Origin of the sequence: Roseibium sediminis, assembly GCF_008711325.1 — a bacterium.
Classification (GTDB): Bacteria; Pseudomonadota; Alphaproteobacteria; order Rhizobiales; family Stappiaceae; genus Roseibium; species Roseibium sediminis.
Genome location: NZ_VXDB01000044.1, coordinates 1 through 17,327, shown reverse-complemented (window position 1 = coordinate 17,327; position 17,327 = coordinate 1). Strand labels below are relative to the sequence as shown.

10 protein-coding genes and 1 tRNA gene are annotated in these 17,327 nt (G+C 54.2%); 8 read left to right on the top strand and 3 right to left on the bottom strand.

The features are described 5' to 3' along the window. Positions 1 to 76 precede the first annotated feature (76 nt). From F0155_RS22050 to F0155_RS22040, 3 genes are read left to right on the top strand one after another with little or no spacing between them, the layout of a single operon-like run. The gene (locus tag F0155_RS22050; RefSeq protein WP_150526732.1) at positions 77 to 3,502 is read left to right on the top strand and encodes a class I SAM-dependent DNA methyltransferase; all 3,426 of its coding nucleotides are present in this window, start codon (positions 77 to 79) and stop codon (positions 3,500 to 3,502) included. Positions 3,503 to 3,520: 18 nt separating this feature from the next. Next, positions 3,521 to 4,459 (top strand): GIY-YIG nuclease family protein, encoded by a 939-nt coding sequence (locus tag F0155_RS22045; RefSeq protein ID WP_150526731.1) that lies wholly within the window; start codon positions 3,521 to 3,523, stop codon positions 4,457 to 4,459. 25 nt (positions 4,460 to 4,484) lie between these two features. Next, the gene (locus tag F0155_RS22040; protein WP_150526730.1) at positions 4,485 to 5,411 is read left to right on the top strand and encodes a restriction endonuclease; all 927 of its coding nucleotides are present in this window, start codon (positions 4,485 to 4,487) and stop codon (positions 5,409 to 5,411) included. A 166-nt stretch (positions 5,412 to 5,577) separates the two neighbouring features. Here F0155_RS22040 and F0155_RS22035 read toward each other — a convergent pair. Next, positions 5,578 to 5,653 (bottom strand) — tRNA-Lys (locus F0155_RS22035). Positions 5,654 to 6,251: 598 nt separating this feature from the next. Between F0155_RS22035 and F0155_RS22030 the strand changes: the two genes are divergently transcribed. Together F0155_RS22030 and ilvN are read left to right on the top strand one after the other, a co-directional pair. After that, positions 6,252 to 8,027 carry an acetolactate synthase 3 large subunit gene (locus tag F0155_RS22030; RefSeq protein WP_150526729.1) on the top strand — a complete coding sequence of 592 codons (1,776 nt, stop codon included), beginning with the start codon at positions 6,252 to 6,254 and terminating at the stop codon, positions 8,025 to 8,027. Positions 8,028 to 8,053: 26 nt separating this feature from the next. Further along, complete coding sequence (gene ilvN / locus F0155_RS22025) at positions 8,054 to 8,626, top strand: acetolactate synthase small subunit (protein ID WP_150526728.1); 573 nt, start codon at positions 8,054 to 8,056, stop codon at positions 8,624 to 8,626. A gap of 184 nt (positions 8,627 to 8,810) precedes the next feature. Here the strand turns inward: ilvN and F0155_RS22020 are convergent, their stop codons facing one another. Beyond that, the gene (locus tag F0155_RS22020) at positions 8,811 to 10,040 is read right to left on the bottom strand and encodes a hypothetical protein (RefSeq protein ID WP_150526727.1); all 1,230 of its coding nucleotides are present in this window, start codon (positions 10,038 to 10,040) and stop codon (positions 8,811 to 8,813) included. Further along, the gene (locus F0155_RS22015; RefSeq protein ID WP_150526726.1) at positions 10,030 to 11,361 is read right to left on the bottom strand and encodes a hypothetical protein; all 1,332 of its coding nucleotides are present in this window, start codon (positions 11,359 to 11,361) and stop codon (positions 10,030 to 10,032) included. The genes F0155_RS22020 and F0155_RS22015 overlap by 11 nt, the downstream gene beginning before the upstream one ends. Before the next feature lie 288 nt (positions 11,362 to 11,649). Between F0155_RS22015 and serA the strand changes: the two genes are divergently transcribed. The 3 genes from serA (at position 11,650) to F0155_RS22000 (ending at position 17,195) form a co-directional block, all read left to right on the top strand. Further along, positions 11,650 to 12,894, top strand: a complete 1,245-nt coding sequence (serA, locus tag F0155_RS22010) for a phosphoglycerate dehydrogenase (protein WP_150526725.1) — start codon at positions 11,650 to 11,652, stop codon at positions 12,892 to 12,894. A 600-nt stretch (positions 12,895 to 13,494) separates the two neighbouring features. Further along, entirely contained in the window at positions 13,495 to 14,298 is an 804-nt protein-coding gene (locus F0155_RS22005) for a PstS family phosphate ABC transporter substrate-binding protein (RefSeq protein ID WP_150526724.1), read from the top strand. An 11-nt stretch (positions 14,299 to 14,309) separates the two neighbouring features. Beyond that, positions 14,310 to 17,195 (top strand): putative bifunctional diguanylate cyclase/phosphodiesterase, encoded by a 2,886-nt coding sequence (locus F0155_RS22000; protein ID WP_150526723.1) that lies wholly within the window; start codon positions 14,310 to 14,312, stop codon positions 17,193 to 17,195. The last annotated feature ends 132 nt before the right edge of the window (positions 17,196 to 17,327 follow it).

Here is a 17,327-nt window from a genome sequence, read left to right as displayed (position 1 = left end):
CAAGATCAAGCCGCCGCATGACGCTCGCCTGGACACCAGATTTGACAATAGCTCGCAGCCGTCGAGCGGCAGTGAAATGGCAAACTTTCAGAGCTTCGCCAACGAGCTGACCGACCTGCTGGAGGTGGAGCGACCGAAACCTGCGACGAGTGATGGCGAGAATAACGACTATCGCTTTGAGCGACCTGTCACGTTCACGCATACCGGCCGAAAGAGCCGAGGCCGCATCGACTTGTATAGGCGCGGCTGTTTTATTCTCGAGGCCAAACAAGGCGGCGATAAGGTCAAGAAGGGGGAAAAGGACCAGCTCGCTCTCTTGACAGAGAAGGATGCCCCAAAGGCGCGCCTAGGCCACGGGCCGCGCGGTACGGCCAAGTGGGACGACACTATGCTGAAGGCGCGTAACCAGGCGGATGGTTATGCACGAGCCGTTTCCAAGGAAGATGGTTGGCCGCCATTCCTGATGATTGTCGATGTCGGTCACGTCATAGAGCTTTATGCGGACTTCTCGCGTGCCGGGCAGGGCTACAACCAGTTCCCGGATGGGAACCGGTACCGGATCAAACTGGAAGATTTGCGCGATGACGAAACGCGTAAACTTTTGCAAACAATATGGAAAGACCCTTTCTCTCTTGATCCGTCGCTGAAATCAGCTGAAGTGACGCGAGATATTGCTGCGCACCTGGCTGAACTCGGCAAGAGCTTTGAAGCTCAGGGCCATGATAGCGAAAAGGTTGCCCGGTTCCTGATGCGCTGTCTTTTCTCCATGTTCGCCGAGGATGTTGAGCTGATCCCGAAGAACAGTTTTACTGAGCTGTTACGAAAACTGCGGGGGCATCCCGAACATGCAGCACCATCTTTGAAGGGCCTTTGGGAAACCATGAACATTGGCGGCTTTTCCCAGGTGCTGATGCAGGACTTGAAGCGGTTCAATGGCGGCTTGTTCAAGGAAGCAGACGCCTTGCCGCTAAACAATTTGCAACTTGGTCTTCTCATCGAGGCAGCTGAAGCCGATTGGAAGCAGGTGGAGCCTGCGATTTTCGGCACGCTTCTGGAGCGCGCCCTCGATAAACGCCAACGGCACAAATTGGGAGCGCATTATACGCCGCGAGCCTATGTGCAAAGATTGGTGACCCCGACCATCATGGAGCCGCTGCGTTCCGACTGGAAAGACGTGCAGACTGCTGTCCAGAGATTGATGGCTGATGGCAAGGAGAACGAAGCCCGGGCAGCAGTACATGACTTCCACCGCTCACTTTGCGAAATCCGTGTTCTTGATCCGGCCTGTGGGTCAGGCAACTTTCTTTATGTTGCCATGGAGATGATGAAGAGGCTCGAAGGAGAGGTGACAGCCCTTCTGGAGGAGTTGGGAGAAGAGCAGACCGCACTTGGGTTATCCGGCTATACGGTTGACCCACACCAGTTTCTTGGAATTGAGCTGAACCCGTGGGCTGCGGCTGTGGCAGAGCTTGTGCTCTGGATCGGCTACCTGCAGTGGCATTTCCGAACACACGGCAAAGCCTCGCCATCCGAACCGGTGTTGAAGGATTTCAAAAATATCGAAAACCGGGATGCGGTGTTGGAGTGGGAAAGCCGCGTACCGCGCGTGGATGAAACAGGCAATCCGGTCACCCGCTGGGATGGCATTACGACAATGCGCCATCCGGTGACGGGCGAGGAAGTGCCGGACCCGGAGGCCCGCATTCAGGTTTATGACTATATCAAACCCAAAGCTGCTAAATGGCCAGAGGCCACTTTCATCGTGGGAAATCCGCCGTTCATTGGCGCAAGCCGCCTGCGCGAAAACTTGGGCGTTGGCTATGTTGAAGCGCTCTGGAAGGCCTATCCAAAAATGCCACAAAGCGCGGATCTGGTCATGTTCTGGTGGGACAAGGCGGCTCTGGCGGCCCGCGGCTTTGACCGGAAGAAGGTCAAGGGAACGCGGCGTTTCGGCCTGATCACCACCAATTCCCTGCGCCAGACGTTTAACCGTAGAGTGTTGGAGCCGCATCTGAACGATCCGAAGAAACCTCTCTCCCTGCTTTTCGCAATTCCAGATCACCCTTGGGTCGATACGCTTTATGGGGCTGCGGTGCGTATCGCTATGACAGTAGGAGTAGCCGGAAGACGAAGCGGACATTTGCTGACCGTTTCTATAGAGAGTAAAGATCAGGTCGAAGTTGAAGGACGAGTGGTCAAGTTCGACCCCCAAATAGGCAAGGTGTTTGCAAATCTGCAGATTGGTGCTGATGTTGTAGGCGCCAGTCGTATGTTAAGCAACGAAGGCCTCGCCCACATGGGCGTCAAATTGCACGGGATGGGTTTCGTTGTATCTAGAGATGAGGCGAATTCCTTCGGGCTTGGGAGCGTAGCCGAAGGCCCAGATCATTTAAGACCCTTCTTTAATGGGCGAGATTTGGCCCAGTTGCCAAGAGGTGTCTATGTGATTGATTTTTATGGCTTGTCAGAGCGTCAAGCGAAGGAAAAGCTTCCGCGCGCTTTTCAACATGTACTGAATACCGTAAAGCCGGATCGCGACGCTAAGGCAGAAAACTCCGACGATGCAAGGCAATATGCCAAGGAATGGTGGTTGTTTGGCAAAACTAGGCCGGATCTTCGGAATGCTATCTGCGGTTTGAAAAGGATGATTGCAACAACACGAACTGCCAAGCACCGCATATTTCAGTTTATTGATTGCTCTGTCGTTGCTGAGAGCAAGCTTGTTGTTGTTACACTTGATGGCGCGGAAAACCTTGCAATCCTAAATTCCCGTCATCACGAAGTTTTTTCGCTCGCCGCTGGTGGTTGGCTCGGTTTCGGTAATGACCCAACCTATAATCACTCTGAATGCTTCAATAAATTTCCTTTCCCGGATCTGAGCAAAACCGAAAAGACAACACTTGTTAGCCTTGGCGAAGAGCTGGACGCCCATCGCAAGCGGCAACAGTCGGCGCATCCCAAGCTGACGCTGACCCAGATGTACAACGTTCTGGAAAAACTGCGCGCGGGCGAGACCATCGAGGGCAAGGACAAGGAAATTTACGATCAGGGGCTGATCGGGATCCTGAAGGACATTCACGACCGGATCGACGTTGCAGTTGCCGACGCCTATGGCTGGCCAATTGATCTGACTGACGAGGAAATTCTGTTCAAGCTGGTGGAGCTAAACAAGGAGCGCGCTGCGGAAGAGGCGGTGGGGCATATCCGCTGGTTGCGCCCGGACTATCAAAACCCAGAAGGTAAAAAAGCAGAAGCCAAGGGCAAACAGACCGAACTGGATGTTGGCGCTGCGATCAAGATCGAAAAGGCACCTTGGCCAAAGGTTCTGCCAGAACAGATCGCGGCTGTTCGGGAAGTGCTGGAAGAACTGGGTGAGGCGAGCCCGGAACAGATCGCCCGTCGGTTCCAGCGTGCTCGTACCACTGCGATCGAACCGCTGCTCGCCAGCCTGGCAGCCCTCGGCCAAGCTCAGGTGACTGAAGACGGCCGCTACGCCGCTTAAGGGAAGGAGTATTCTGTAATGAGCTCCGTTTTACCCGATGGGCGCAACATGTGGATCCGTGCTTTTTATGACTTCAATCCTGAAGAAGCTGGATATGTCGGTTGGACAAACGAAAGCGGTCAGGCGCGGGCTTTGCGCGAGCTAAATGATGGCGACCTGATGTTGATCTATGGAGCGTCGTCGGCTCAAACAAAAAAACATATGCGATCGCACGTTCTCGGATTCGTGGAAATCGAGGCGCGTCCAATTCGGGACTTCGAAAAGGCTTCTGAAGCATCTCAGCTTGAAAAAAAGAACTCGGGTGAAGCTAATCTTTGGACATATGCATTGCCTATACACAGGGCATGGCGGGCACTTGACAAATTATCTATCGAACGCATTGCCCCAGTTACCTACAACAGCGCAGCTGGACAGGGGATTGGTGTTTGGGGGCAGCCTCTTACACCAGATGAGATTGCAACTGCACTCAAGATCAAGGTTACTGAGGTCAACGTTTTCGGTGAACCTCCGATTGGCCAAGGGCCTGCATCTCCTCAGCCGCTAAAAGAGGCTTTTTCTCCGTCAAAAGCTTTTCCCGGTTCAAGTGGTGAGCGAAATTCTGTCTATGTCGATGGGGAGACGGTTCTCTACCTTGCGGTATTTGAAGGGGACGGCTCCGCATTGTTGGGTAAGCCGGCGCATTTTGGCGACAAGGCAGTTGCTATGAAAATCGGTGTGTCAAATGACCCGGCTTCAAGAATGCATCAATTGAATGCAGGAATTCCACCGGCTGCGATTGGGCGCTGGGCACTGCGCATGCAGGGACAATTTCCGTCGCGAAGGGCGGCCGAGGATGCCGAGGCTATTTTCAAGAAAACCGCTGTTAAGCTCGAAAGCTTGGGTGGCGAGTTTTTCTGGGGTCGTGAAATGGACGCCCAAGTCTTGTTTGCGTCAGTTCCCGGCGTTTCCCGATTCTAAGTGGATCAATTTGGAGCGATAATTTATGTCACGTCGTTTTACCATTGAACCAACCGGGATGCCTGACCTTCCCGGCATGATGTTGGCTACGGTTGAAGCTTTGAAACAGATTGGCGGATCCGCTTCGCTTCACGAGCTGGATGAAAAGGTCATTGAGATTGAAGGTCTGTCAGAAGAAGAACAGTCCTATGCTCAACCAGGTGATGATCGCACTCGTGTGGCCTACTTTCTCGGTTGGGCAAGAACCTTCCTGAAGCGTGGTGGCGCTTTGGAAAATTCAGCCCGTGGAGTTTGGGCACTGACGGATGAAGGCGAGGCGATCGCGACCCTTGAAAAAACACGAGCCATATATCGACAAGTGAATGAAGAGGAGCGGGAGCGTCAAAAAGCCAAACGCAGAGAAAAACTTGCCAAGGAAGCTGCCGAAAATTCAAAGCAGAAAATTGAAACCGGTCAAATAGAACTGGTGCAGGAAGATGACAATGGCGATGCAAGCGACTGGAAGGTTCACCTTCTTGATACCCTGCGCTTAATGGACCCATCCGCGTTTGAACGTCTGTCTCAGCGTCTATTGAGGGAAGCCGGTTTTATAAAGGTGGAGGTGCGCGGCAAGACAGGTGATGGCGGGATTGATGGTGTGGGTGTTCTGCGCGTCAATCTGGTTTCATTTCAGGTCTATTTCCAATGCAAGCGTTGGAAAGGCAGCGTAGGTTCAAAAGAGATTCGGGATTTTCGCGGAGCTCTGCAAGGCCGAGCAGACAAGGGGCTGTTCATCACCACCGGAACCTTCACCAGCCAAGCCTCTGAAGAAGCCACCCGTGATGGCGCTATAGCAATCGATCTCATAGACGGAGATCGACTTTGCGACCTTCTCAAACAGTACGAACTGGGTGTTCGAACCCGCATGATCGAAGAGGTTGCCATCGACTCGAGCTGGTTTGGGTCGGTCTAATTTCACACTCTCGTGTTCAATTGAGCGTCCTCTGGACAAGATACACAGGTCCAAGCAATGTCGAAACAGCCGAAAATTGACACACCCGCAGGCATACCCTGACATTTTCCGATCCTGCTTTCAGGGTTGCGGGAGGTCAAATTGCCTTTTTATATCAAGAAGATAATGGTGGGTGCACAGGGATTCGAACCCGGGACCGTCTGATTAAGAGTCAGATGCTCTACCAACTGAGCTATACACCCATTCGATGCAGGAGGCGGCTGTGCGCCCCGCGTCGGATGAAGGCGGTATATAGCGCTCCATCCCCGCGTGCAATCCCTATTGTGACATTTTTTCAGGTTTTCCGCATTGCGATTTTTGCACGGCTCCTTGCAGAAATCTCATCCGTATTTCATGGGAAAATCGTCAGTTTGGCGCAACTTTCAAAAAGAAAAGGCTCTTTCGGCGCAATAACTGCAATTTTGGGTCTTGACCCTTGGGGATGCCCTGACTAGTGTGCAGCGCATCGAAAGGCAGTGGGCCGCTGCTTTCGATCAGCGACCTCCTGCGAGCGGCGCTGTGGACAGGTTGGTGGCCGGGCGGGATGAAACGTCGCAATGTCGATGTCTATTCTTCTAGTGGTAGGTAAGCGCGCCATCGGAGCGGGATGACCCGTTCGGATCGCTGGCGCGCGCAACAAGGCTCCTCGGGAGCCTTTTTTTGTACGCCAGCTCCGTTTTCTTCGTAATGGCACGCCTTCCTGTCTGCCCGATCATCTGCTATCCGGCATTCGGCTCAAAGGACTTTGACTGAAGAGTAAAAACGCCCAAAAGAAACGGGCAAACCCGAAGGAAGCATGAAATGACACGCGAAATGACCGGCGCAGAAATGGTCATCCAGGCGCTGAAAGATCAAGGTGTTGACACCGTATTCGGTTATCCGGGCGGTGCCGTGCTTCCGATTTACGACGAGATTATCCAGCAGGAAGGCCTTGAGCACATTCTGGTGCGCCACGAGCAAGGGGCAGGGCATGCCGCCGAGGGCTATGCCCGCGCAACCGGCAAGCCGGGCGTTGTTCTGGTCACCTCCGGCCCCGGCGCGACCAACATGGTCACCGCGCTGACCGATGCCTTGCTGGATTCCATTCCGCTGGTCTGCATCACGGGTCAGGTTCCAACGCACCTCATCGGCACGGACGCCTTCCAGGAGTGCGACACCGTTGGCATCACCCGGCCTTGCACCAAGCACAACTGGCTGGTTCGCAATGTTGATGACCTGTCGCGCATTCTGCATGAGGCGTTCTATGTCGCAACGTCGGGCCGCCCGGGCCCGGTTGTCATCGACATTCCGAAGGACGTCCAGTTTGCCTCCGGCACCTATACCGGTCCGTCCTCCAACCCGGCAGCAGCGCACAAGAGCTATCGTCCGCAGGTGAAGGGCGAGACAGCCTCCTTGCGTGAAGCTGTCGAGATGATGGCTGCTGCCAAGAAGCCGGTTTTCTACACCGGTGGCGGCGTGATCAACTCCGGGCCGGAAGCTGCCCAGTTGCTGCGTGAACTGGTCAGCCTGACCGGCTTCCCGATCACCTCCACCCTGATGGGCCTTGGCGCCTATCCGGCCTCAGGTGACAACTGGCTGGGCATGCTGGGCATGCACGGCACGTATGAAGCCAACATGGCGATGCATGACTGCGATCTGATGATCAACATCGGTGCGCGCTTTGATGACCGCATCACCGGCCGTATCGACGCCTTTGCGCCGAATTCGAAAAAGATCCATATCGATATCGATCCGTCTTCGATCAACAAGATCGTCAAGGTGGACCTGCCGATCATCGGCGATGTTGCGCATGTTCTGGAAGACCTCGTGCGCCTGTGGCGGACGTCTTCTGCCAAGGCCGATGCCAAGGCGATGAAGGATTGGTGGAAGCAGATCGACGGCTGGCGCGATCGCAACTGCCTTGCCTATCGCCCGAACGAAGACGTCATCATGCCGCAATATGCGATCCAGCGGCTGTATGAGCTGACCAAGGACCGCAAGACCTATATCTCCACCGAAGTTGGCCAGCACCAGATGTGGGCCGCGCAATATTACGGCTTTGAAGCGCCGAACCGCTGGCTCACCTCCGGCGGTCTGGGCACGATGGGCTATGGCCTGCCGGCAATCATCGGCGCACAGGTCGCGCACCGCGATGCGCTGTGCATCGACATTGCGGGCGATGCCTCGATCCTGATGAACATTCAGGAAATGTCGACGGCGGTTCAGTTCGGCCTGCCGATCAAGGTGTTCATCCTCAACAACCAGTACATGGGCATGGTGCGCCAGTGGCAGCAGTTGCTGCATGGCAACCGCCTGTCCCACTCCTACACCGACGCACTGCCAGACTTCGTGAAGCTGGCCGACGCCTATGGCGGGGTTGGGTTCCGGGTCGACAAGCCGGCGGATCTGGACGGGGCGATTGAGGAAATGATCGCCATCGACAAGCCGGTCCTGTTCGACTGCCGTGTGGCCAACCTCACCAACTGCTTCCCGATGATCCCGTCAGGCAAGGCGCATAACGAAATGCTGCTGCCGGACGAGGCGAATGACGAAGCTGTTGCCAATGCCATCGGCTCTGCCGGCAAGGCTCTGGTTTGAGTGAACGGGATCGAAGGACAACAAAAATGAACACACAAAACCTATCCGCACCGTCCGCCTACTTCCTTGCCGAGGTCAGCAACGATCAGGAAACCCATACGCTTTCCATCGTCGTGGACAACGAGCCGGGCGTTCTGGCCCGCGTGATCGGCCTGTTCTCCGGACGTGGCTACAACATTGACAGCCTCACCGTGTCGGAAACCGAGCACGAAAAGCACCTGTCGCGCATCACCATCGTGACCACCGGTACGCCGATGATCATCGAGCAGATCCGTCATCAGCTGGACCGCCTCGTGCCAGTTCACAAGGTGACCGACCTGACCGTTCAGGCGAAGATTTCCAGCCAGGACAAGCCGCTGGAGCGCGAGTTGGCGCTTGTGAAGGTGGCGGGAACCGGTGAAAAGCGTCTGGAAGCCCTGCGTCTTGGCGAAGCTTTCCGCGCAACGGTGATTGACGCAACGACCGAGCATTTCGTCTTCGAAATCACCGGGCGCACCAACAAGGTGGAGCAGTTCATCTCCATCATGAAGCCCCTCGGCCTCATCGAAGTCTCCCGCACCGGCGTCGCTGCCGTTCAGCGTGGCCCGGAAGGCATCTGAAGATTCCCTTCATGCACATTTTTGCTCCCGGCCCTTTGGGGTCGGGATTCTCGGCTAGCTAAAGGTCGAGAATTGGGTATTTGAGGCATTAGTATCGCCACGTGTGCAAATCTGCTCGCACAGATGGGCAGAAACAGCGCATTCAATGAAACTAAACATATTTCATCTCCACCACAGGGAAATTTTAGTCAAATTTGTTTTTTATGATTGAGATAACCTTGTTATTCCTTAGGAAGAAACCTGTCTCCATATGGATTGTTTTTTCTGTTTTGAGGCTGGTTAAGCCATTTACTTCGAGCGACGGCTGGTCGTGCCCTGACGTTTCCTTGAAGTAAGCCTCATTTTCTTTTAGCAAAAATGCGTCATCTTCAGCTCTCTGTGGAATGTACCTGCGGTAGCAGGCTGAGAAGCCTTCAAACTCTGGACCTGTGTCGACCCGAATGATCGGCGCACCTTTTCCATCGCCCGACCGAATTGAGGGTACCGAGTCGCTGAAATAAGCGGGATAGCTTTTTACAGTTTCCGGAGCTGCGTGTCCGTCTCGCAGTTTTCCTTGATCCATCCTTAACCGGGTATCAGCTAGCTTCAATCGGTCCAGAAGCTTCCAAATACCCATCTCATTGATTGTGGAGTAAAGAACATTATAAGCATCTTGGCCGATTTGGGTGTTGCTCCAGTAGTCTGGGTGGTCTTCCGGCCAGTATTTTTCCAGTACTTCGCGACCTGCGGGGAGCACTTCCAGTAGGGCTATACTGTAACAGGCATCAGGCAGAATGGCCGGAGCGTTGCGAAGCCAACCATCTTCCGCCCAGTATTGTTTCGCCACCATTTCGTTGGATATAAGGTTCTCATTTGGAGACTTGTTCCACTCCTCGAATTCTTCCCGCGTTGCAGGGCGTACAGACGCGCCAAGAAATGATAAACGAGAAGCGGGCCTTTCATAAGCTTGGATAGTTGAATAACCCAGCCCCATTTCCAGATTGTTGGAGCTTTCAAACCAAATGGCCAACGGCATGAAGGCACCGTCGTGCTCGTCTAGAATTGTCTGCCTAGTATCGCAATAGTCAGGCACCGCAATCATGACGACATGATCATTTATCGTTCGTCTAGCGTAGACATTCGGATGCTTGCGAACTTGATTCTGCTGAACGTTTGGTAGCTTCAATTCGCGGGAAGAACAGCCGACGAGGAGATCGAAGTTTAGTGGCTCCGTTCGATCCAACAGATACTTTGCAGTAAAGTGATAGAATACACCGCGATCGGGACCGTGGTCGGAACTTGTCTGTCCAGCATAGCCTATAATGACAGGAAGCCAAATCAACATACCCGCCACCAATCTGAAATTGACTACAGACAAAATCAAAAGGAAAAAAATCACTATTAGGATAGAAACTCTAAGAGCTCTACCTGACATGACCACCTCCGATAAATTCAAAGGTGACAAATTCGGCCACAGCTTTGTCGCCAATCAAAAAATGCGGAAGAACAATTGGATGTTTCAGAGATGAAAAGGCAACGCCTTGCTGATCGTCCGTGATTTCCAGATTGATCACATGCCCAAACTTTGAAAGGCGAGGGCCATAGTCTGAGCCAAAATAGTATTCATAAAGCTCCCGGTAGTTTTCGTCGCCGTATCCGGTTGGATTGATGAGCGAGAAGCAGGACAAAAGCCCCTTTTTCTCGCGCCTGAGATCTGCCTTGTAAACCAGCCTGCCAGAGCTCAGGCTTTCTCTTTCTGCAAAGGGATAGCCGTCGTTCCGGATCAGCGGATAATAATCAGCGAGCCTCATTCTCCAGAAACTGTCAGGTCTGCGGTCACCTTCTGGCTCCCTGCGCCGAAGGTAATTGAAATATTTCGGAAACTCATGTGAGCCGGAGTCGTAGTACCCGTTCCCATAAACAAATTGCCGTTTGTCGTCGGTGCCGTCTGACGTATCCGCGGGCAGAAATTCAGGTGCAAACCAGTAGGCCGGCTTGTCTTCTGGATAGTATTTTGCGGTATACTTGGCCGGGTGTTCCGAGTGCGACACAACAGCGACGCCATAACATTTCAGCGGCAGCAATTGCTTCTCTGGATCAAAACTCGCCCAATAGGCTTTGTCTTCCTCTGATGAAGCAAATCTTGGCCCCAAGTGGCGCTCGGTCAGGATATTGTCCGCATAAGACCTGAACCACGTTTCGAATTTCTTCGCAGTGGAAGGCTCGACAGTCACATCAACAAGGGAAAGCGGGCTGTAAGGATTATCGAACGAACTGGCAATGGCATAACCATATCCAAGGGTCAGATCATCGGCATCATCAAACCAGATCGTGAAGGGGATCAGGTTCCCTTCTGCAACCTGTTCCCAAGACCCTAGGACTTCGGATTCCCCACTATAAACCTTCCGGTCTTCCGCATACCGAATAGCGTCGCAGATGCGCGGCGCGGCCAGCATGACGGCGGCCCCGGATTGTGTCTTCTTTGCATATAGCGCGGGCAAATAACCCAGCACTGTTCGCTCGTTCGGCGTCCCCTTGTCGAATGTGTGTCGACCACAAGACACCTGCAGGTCAAACACCAGCGGCTCCGTCTGGTTGACGAGATATTCGGCCCGCAGATGGTAATATGTACCAACCGCGCCACCCGTCTCACCATACTCGTTGATAAGCGGAGGTTCTGGCCTCAGAAAATAGTACGCACCGCTGGCCAAGATGGCGCCCATCGCAATGCTGGTCAGTAAATTCGTTGTTTTCAAAACCTGGCATCCGAAAAAGAATGAAACGATCAAGGCTTGCTATAAAGGTAAAGCGGCTAAAATAACGTTACGGCATGCCTTGGAGCGCTCATATCCGGGGCAATTCGTCTTTGTCAGAAACAACAGGAGGAACCCGGCGTTTTGAACGCCAAACAGCCTAGACGCGTCATGGGTTAACGCGTATACGACAGCGGCGCCTGAGAGCGTCGGTGGCGGCGGATTCAGGTTGGGCGCTTCCCTTGCGCCAGCTTCACCAGTTTACGACACCGGACAAAAGGTCTGCCCGTCATGATCCACGGTCTCTCCCGGCCGAAAAACCAGATCCGTTGGCTCTTGCTTGAAGGGATCTCCACCACCGCCCAATCCATTCTCGAAAAGGCCGGCTATTCCAATGTCGAGGTTCTGTCGACCGCGCTCGACAAGGATGCCTTGATCGAGAAACTGCAGGGCGTCCAGATGTTGGGCATTCGCTCGCGCACACAGGTGACTGAAGAGGTTCTGGCTGCGGCGCAGACACTCGTGGGGATCGGCTGTTTTTCCGTCGGCACCAATCAGGTGGACCTGAAGGCGGCGCTGACGCGCGGCATTCCGGTGTTCAATGCTCCCTTCTCCAACACCCGCTCGGTTGCGGAGTTGACCATCGCCGAGATCGTCATGCTGTTCCGCGGTGTGTTTACAAAGTCCACGGCGGCTCACGAAGGGCGCTGGATGAAGACAGCGGTCGGCTCGCGCGAAGTACGCGGCAAGACGCTGGGCATTGTCGGCTACGGCAATATCGGAACGCAGCTGTCCAACCTCGCCGAGGCGATGGGCATGTCGGTCATTTATTATGATACGGTCGACAAGCTACAGCATGGCAACGTGACCCCGGCAGACAGCCTTGACGCGCTTCTGGAAGTCGCCGATGTGGTGTCGCTGCATGTTCCCGACACTTCCGGAACGCGGGGTATGTTCGGGGCCGAGCAGATTGCAAAAATGAAGCCGGGTGCCTTCCTGATCAACAACGCCCGGGGCAAGGTCGTTGATATCGAGGCTTTGGCTGCCGCGTTGAAGAGCGGGCATATTGCGGGCGCGGCGATCGACGTGTTCCCGACCGAGCCGAAGTCCAACAAGGACGAGTTCATCAGCCCGCTGCGCGGTCTTGAGAATGTCATCCTGACACCGCATGTCGGCGGATCCACGGAAGAAGCACAGGACCGGATCGGGGAAGAGGTTTCCAAGCGCCTCGTGGAGTATTCCGATGTAGGCTCCACGCTTGGCGCGGTGGGCTTCCCGCAGGTTCAGTTGCCGAAGGGAACCGAGGCGACACGCTTTATTCAGGTTCACCACAATGCCCCCGGCGCCATGCGGACGCTGAACGACCTGTTCTCTCGGCACGACCTCAATATCCACTCCCAGTTCATGCAGTCGCATCAGGATATCGGCTACGTTGTTCTGGATATTGACAGCCGTGTTGAAGATCCGGTGCGGATCCTGGAAGAAATTCGGGCGCTTCCGAACACTATTCGGGCCCGTTTGCTGAACCGCGTCTGATTTTTGCTAGCAATAGGACACAGGGCTGCAGATGCCGGTATGCAACCGGCTCTGCGGCCCTAATTGCATCTGTTTTTGGGCGATCACTTGTGTGCAGTGCGTTTGGCTCGACTTAACTGCCTTGGTGAGGTGTTCCCGGTTCCCGGGTAGTCGGCAAAATAAGTATAATCCTCCCCGGCCGGAGCGCCCTTTAGCGTTTAATTCAAGAAATTTCTGCCGACGCTCGTGTATTGTCCTAATCTCCATATTTTCAATTTAGAAAATAATGTATCCATAGTGGCATAAATACTAATGGCTGCGGTTATGCGGCTCCGAAGTCTGCGACTCAATTTCAGCGCTGGAGGTAAGGATCTTGATTTTGGAAATTTGCAATTTCTGATTTAATAAATCCGTATATATATCAATGGTACATAATGATGTGCTGGCATTTCCATTTTTCCGGAATGCCTAGTAATATGTCTGTAGTTCTTGTTTTATAACTTCTTTTATCGCTTCCTGAGCATGAAGTTAAAGCGTGTTAGTTCAATTTTGAAATCTCTTTCATTAAACATTAACTCCCCTAAAGCCAGGGTGTAGTCACCTTTAACAAGGGTGATAGACATGAGAGTACTTCGTGCCGGCCTCGTGCTCGCATTGGGCGTCCTGACTGCTCCGACACTGGCCTTTTCTTCGCAAGACGGACTGACTGTTGTCGGTACCGGCGATGGCCTTGAAATGTTGAGGGAGATCGGTGAGGGATTTTCCGCGCAACATCCTGACATCAAGTTGAGCATTCCACCGAGCATCGGCTCTGGTGGCGGCATTGCAGCTGTAAGTTCTGATGAAGAACGTCTGGCGCGTGTTGCCCGTCCGCTCAAGGAGAGCGAGAAGGCTGTCGGGCTGGAATACAAGCCGTTTGCGAAAATTCCGAGCGCCTTCTTCGTCAATCCGTCTGTCGGTGTTGATGCGGTTTCCAGCAAGGATCTTTATCGGCTCTATTCCGGTGAAATCCGTAACTGGTCTGAAATCGGCGGCGCTGACCTGAGGGTCCGGCTCGTGCGCCGCGAAGATGCTGACAGTACATTGCAGGTGCTTCGTGGCTCCATGCCTGGCTGGAACGATCTCCAGATTTCCCCGCGATCAAAGACGGCTGTCACGACGCAGGACGCAATTGAGACTGCAAGAACGGTCGAGGGTGCGATCGGCTTTGGTCCGTATTCCCGCCTTCTGGAAGAGGGGCTCGTCATTCTGAAGATCGACGGGAACCATCCTATGGATGAAGCCTATCCGAGCGCTGTTACCCTTGCACTGATCTATAAGGAAAAGCGCATGGACAACGAGATGAAGGCTTTCATTGACTATGCATCCTCCGCAGATGCCCGTGCCCTGATCGTCAACTACGGTGGCGTGGCTATCGGTAACTGAGTTAGGCTTTGATGTTCCGCCACAGATCAATCCTTTGGCAATATACCTACGGGGCGGTTTTCACTGCCCTGCTGGCTTTCGCTGGTTTGATCGCGGTTGTCTCCGTACAACTGGAGAACAGCCTGTGGCAGCAGGAAACCAAACTCGCACAGCTCTCCGAAGAGCGGCTGTTGGAAACCTTGTCTGCAGACGTGGAGTTGGCTGCTGCTCGGCTCAAGTTCCAGTTTGAAGATCATGCCCGTCGTATCGATGCCTTGTCTAACAGGGCCGATACCGTGGCAGCCATCCAGTCTCGCAATGTTGTTGCCATGTCGGAATTGCTCGGGCAGGCGGCAAAAACGGCGGATGTCGACAGTATCGTCGTCCTAGATGATCGTGGCAATGTGGTCGGCGCGTCGTCCTACGAAGCCGATCTGGTGCATCTGGGAACGATCCTGCCAAAGCTGCCCTTCATGGGCACGGTAATGCAGTCGCTCAAGGACAGCTATCCGGGCGAGAAGATCATCGTCTCGCAGCTTGAGCCCTTTGCAAACGCGCCGCCCTTTGTTCCCAGCGAACATGAAAACGCGATTTCCGAAATTGTGTTTGTCCCGGTATTTGACGATTTTGGCGATGTAGCCGGCGGGCTGCTTGCTCAGCGCTGGTTTCGCTATACCGAAAAAGTCCTGATTGATCTGGCAAAGATCAACAAGTTCGAACTTGCAGTCTTGCTCAACGGGAAGGTTATCTCAGCCGCCCAACTGACCGGTGTCGGGGACCGCAACCCTATCTCGAACCTGTCCGATTACATCAAGACGTCCGGCGGTCACATCGCTAGTTGCGGGAATCCCATATCCCTGCTTGAGGTTTGTGCACTCAAGCCGACCAAATACCTGACGGAAACACAGAAGCAGTTCACCAAGATTGGCCGAGACGAAGGTGGAAAGCTGCTCAAGTGGCTGTTTATTCTCGGGTTCCTTGCGCTGTTCGCATTCGCGACGGTCTCTTATCTGGTGGCTCGGCAGGTCACGCGTCCGCTGACGAAGATCACGAGAGCATTGTCGGGTATTGCCGGTGGCGATTTCGAGGAAGGCGTCGTCGGCACCGAACGTCATGATGAAGTGGGCGATATTGCCCGTTCGGTTGTGCTTCTTCAGCGCTCGGTCAAGGAACGCGACGCGCTTAGAGCCCGCGTCAACGAGAAAAACCGCATCCTGAAGAACCAGGAAATGAAGCTGCGTGATCAGAACATGTTGTTCGATGCGGCCCTGAACAACATGTCCCACGGTCTGTGCATGTTTGATGCGACGGGAAAGCTCATTGTGTCCAACAAGCGCTATGTTGAGCTTTTTGCCCACAAGGACGACGAGATAAAGCCTGGTATGTCTGCCGTAGAGCTGACGGCATTGCAGGACGGTACGGAGATCTCAGGCGAGGAATTCAATAGCGGGCGCGGTGGCAGCGGCACAGGCAGTTTCGCGCTGAGCACTTCAATGCTGAAGTTGCCGTCAAACCGGATTGTCCTGAAAACGAACCAGGCGTTGGCCGATGGTGGCTGGATCGAAATCTCCGAAGACATCACCGAGCGTCAGGAGGCGAGAGATCGTCTGGCCTATCTTGCCCGGCATGATGTCCTGACCCAACTGCCAAACCGCGTCGAGTTCCGCGAACATATCGACCACCTCTTGTCCAGACGGCGCCGGGAAGGCGGAGAGTTCGCAGTCCTGTGTCTGGATCTGGATGAATTCAAGGTCGTCAACGACTCCCTTGGGCATCCGGTCGGGGACGAATTGCTGCGGCAGGTTGCCATTCGGCTCAGCGAAATCATCGAGAAGGATGAGCTTGTTGTCCGGCTCGGTGGGGATGAGTTTGCTGTGGTGACAACGTTGCCGGTGAAGCGCAAGGACGTGGATGATCTGGCCAAGACGATCATCAATCAGTTGTCCCTGCCGTTCCAGCTGGCCGATCATCAGGTGACGGTTGGAACCAGCGTCGGCATCTCCTTCGCGGATAGCGATGACGTGCAGGCAGATGATCTGTTCAAGCAGGCCGACCTTGCCCTCTATCAGGCAAAGGATGACGGGCGGAAGACTTATCGGCTGTTTGAGCCGCATATGAGCCGGGCGGTCAGCGAGCGCCAATCGTTGCTCAACGATCTTCGCAATGCATTGGCTGAAAACCAGCTGGAGCTCTACTACCAGCCGCAATACGATCTCAAGAACCTCGAAATCTGCGGGTTTGAGGCTCTCATGCGCTGGAAGCATCCGGAGCGTGGCATGGTTTCTCCGGCGCAGTTCATCCCGCTTGCGGAGGAAACCGGACTTATCGTTCCGATTGGTGCCTGGGCCCTGCGTGAAGCCTGTGCAAAGGCTGCCAAGTGGCCCAAACACATCAAGATTGCGGTCAACCTGTCCCCAAGGCAGCTCCGCGTTTCCGGATTTGGAGCCGAGTTGGTGGGAGCGCTTGCGGCTTCCGGTCTGAACCCGCAACGGCTCGAACTTGAAGTTACCGAAGGCGTCTTGTTGCAGGATTCCGACGAGGTTCTCGACATTCTGCGTCAGGCAAAGGACCTTGGCGTCAGGGTTTCGATGGATGACTTCGGCACAGGCTACTCGTCACTCAGCTATCTGCGGCGGTTCCCGTTCGACAAGATCAAGATTGATCAGTCCTTTGTTCGCTCGATGGGCGATTCCGAAGATGCAATGGCCATTGTTCGCACAGTCATTGATCTGGCAAAGAGCCTCAACATGACAACGACTGCAGAAGGTGTTGAAAGCAAGGATTTGCTCGATCTTCTGAAGGATATTGGCTGCTCCGATGCTCAAGGCTTCTATCTGGGACGACCTATGCCGATTGCTCAGGCAAACGATCTGGTCCGCGAAAGCCTAGGTCAGGACAAAGCCAAGGTGAGCGCCTGATTTCCTGCGTTGCTGGTGTCACGTGCCATTGGCAGCCTCGCACGTCAGTTCAATTTCCATGGCGGATGGTCTGACGCAGCTGGACACCCGCAAAAACCTCGCGCTGTTGGATGATTTCTGATTCACTGGCTT

Bases quoted from the DNA above. Each gene is read 5' to 3' on its own strand.
- F0155_RS22050 (WP_150526732.1), top strand. From the start codon at position 77: ATGGCAAACTTTCAGAGCTTCGCCAACGAGCTGACCGACCTGCTGGAG.
- F0155_RS22045 (WP_150526731.1), top strand. From the start codon at position 3,521: ATGAGCTCCGTTTTACCCGATGGGCGCAACATGTGGATCCGTGCTTTT.
- F0155_RS22040 (WP_150526730.1), top strand. From the start codon at position 4,485: ATGTCACGTCGTTTTACCATTGAACCAACCGGGATGCCTGACCTTCCC.
- F0155_RS22030 (WP_150526729.1), top strand. From the start codon at position 6,252: ATGACACGCGAAATGACCGGCGCAGAAATGGTCATCCAGGCGCTGAAA.
- ilvN (WP_150526728.1), top strand. From the start codon at position 8,054: ATGAACACACAAAACCTATCCGCACCGTCCGCCTACTTCCTTGCCGAG.
- F0155_RS22020 (WP_150526727.1), bottom strand. From the start codon at position 10,040: ATGTCAGGTAGAGCTCTTAGAGTTTCTATCCTAATAGTGATTTTTTTC.
- serA (WP_150526725.1), top strand. From the start codon at position 11,650: ATGATCCACGGTCTCTCCCGGCCGAAAAACCAGATCCGTTGGCTCTTG.
- F0155_RS22005 (WP_150526724.1), top strand. From the start codon at position 13,495: ATGAGAGTACTTCGTGCCGGCCTCGTGCTCGCATTGGGCGTCCTGACT.
- F0155_RS22000 (WP_150526723.1), top strand. From the start codon at position 14,310: ATGTTCCGCCACAGATCAATCCTTTGGCAATATACCTACGGGGCGGTT.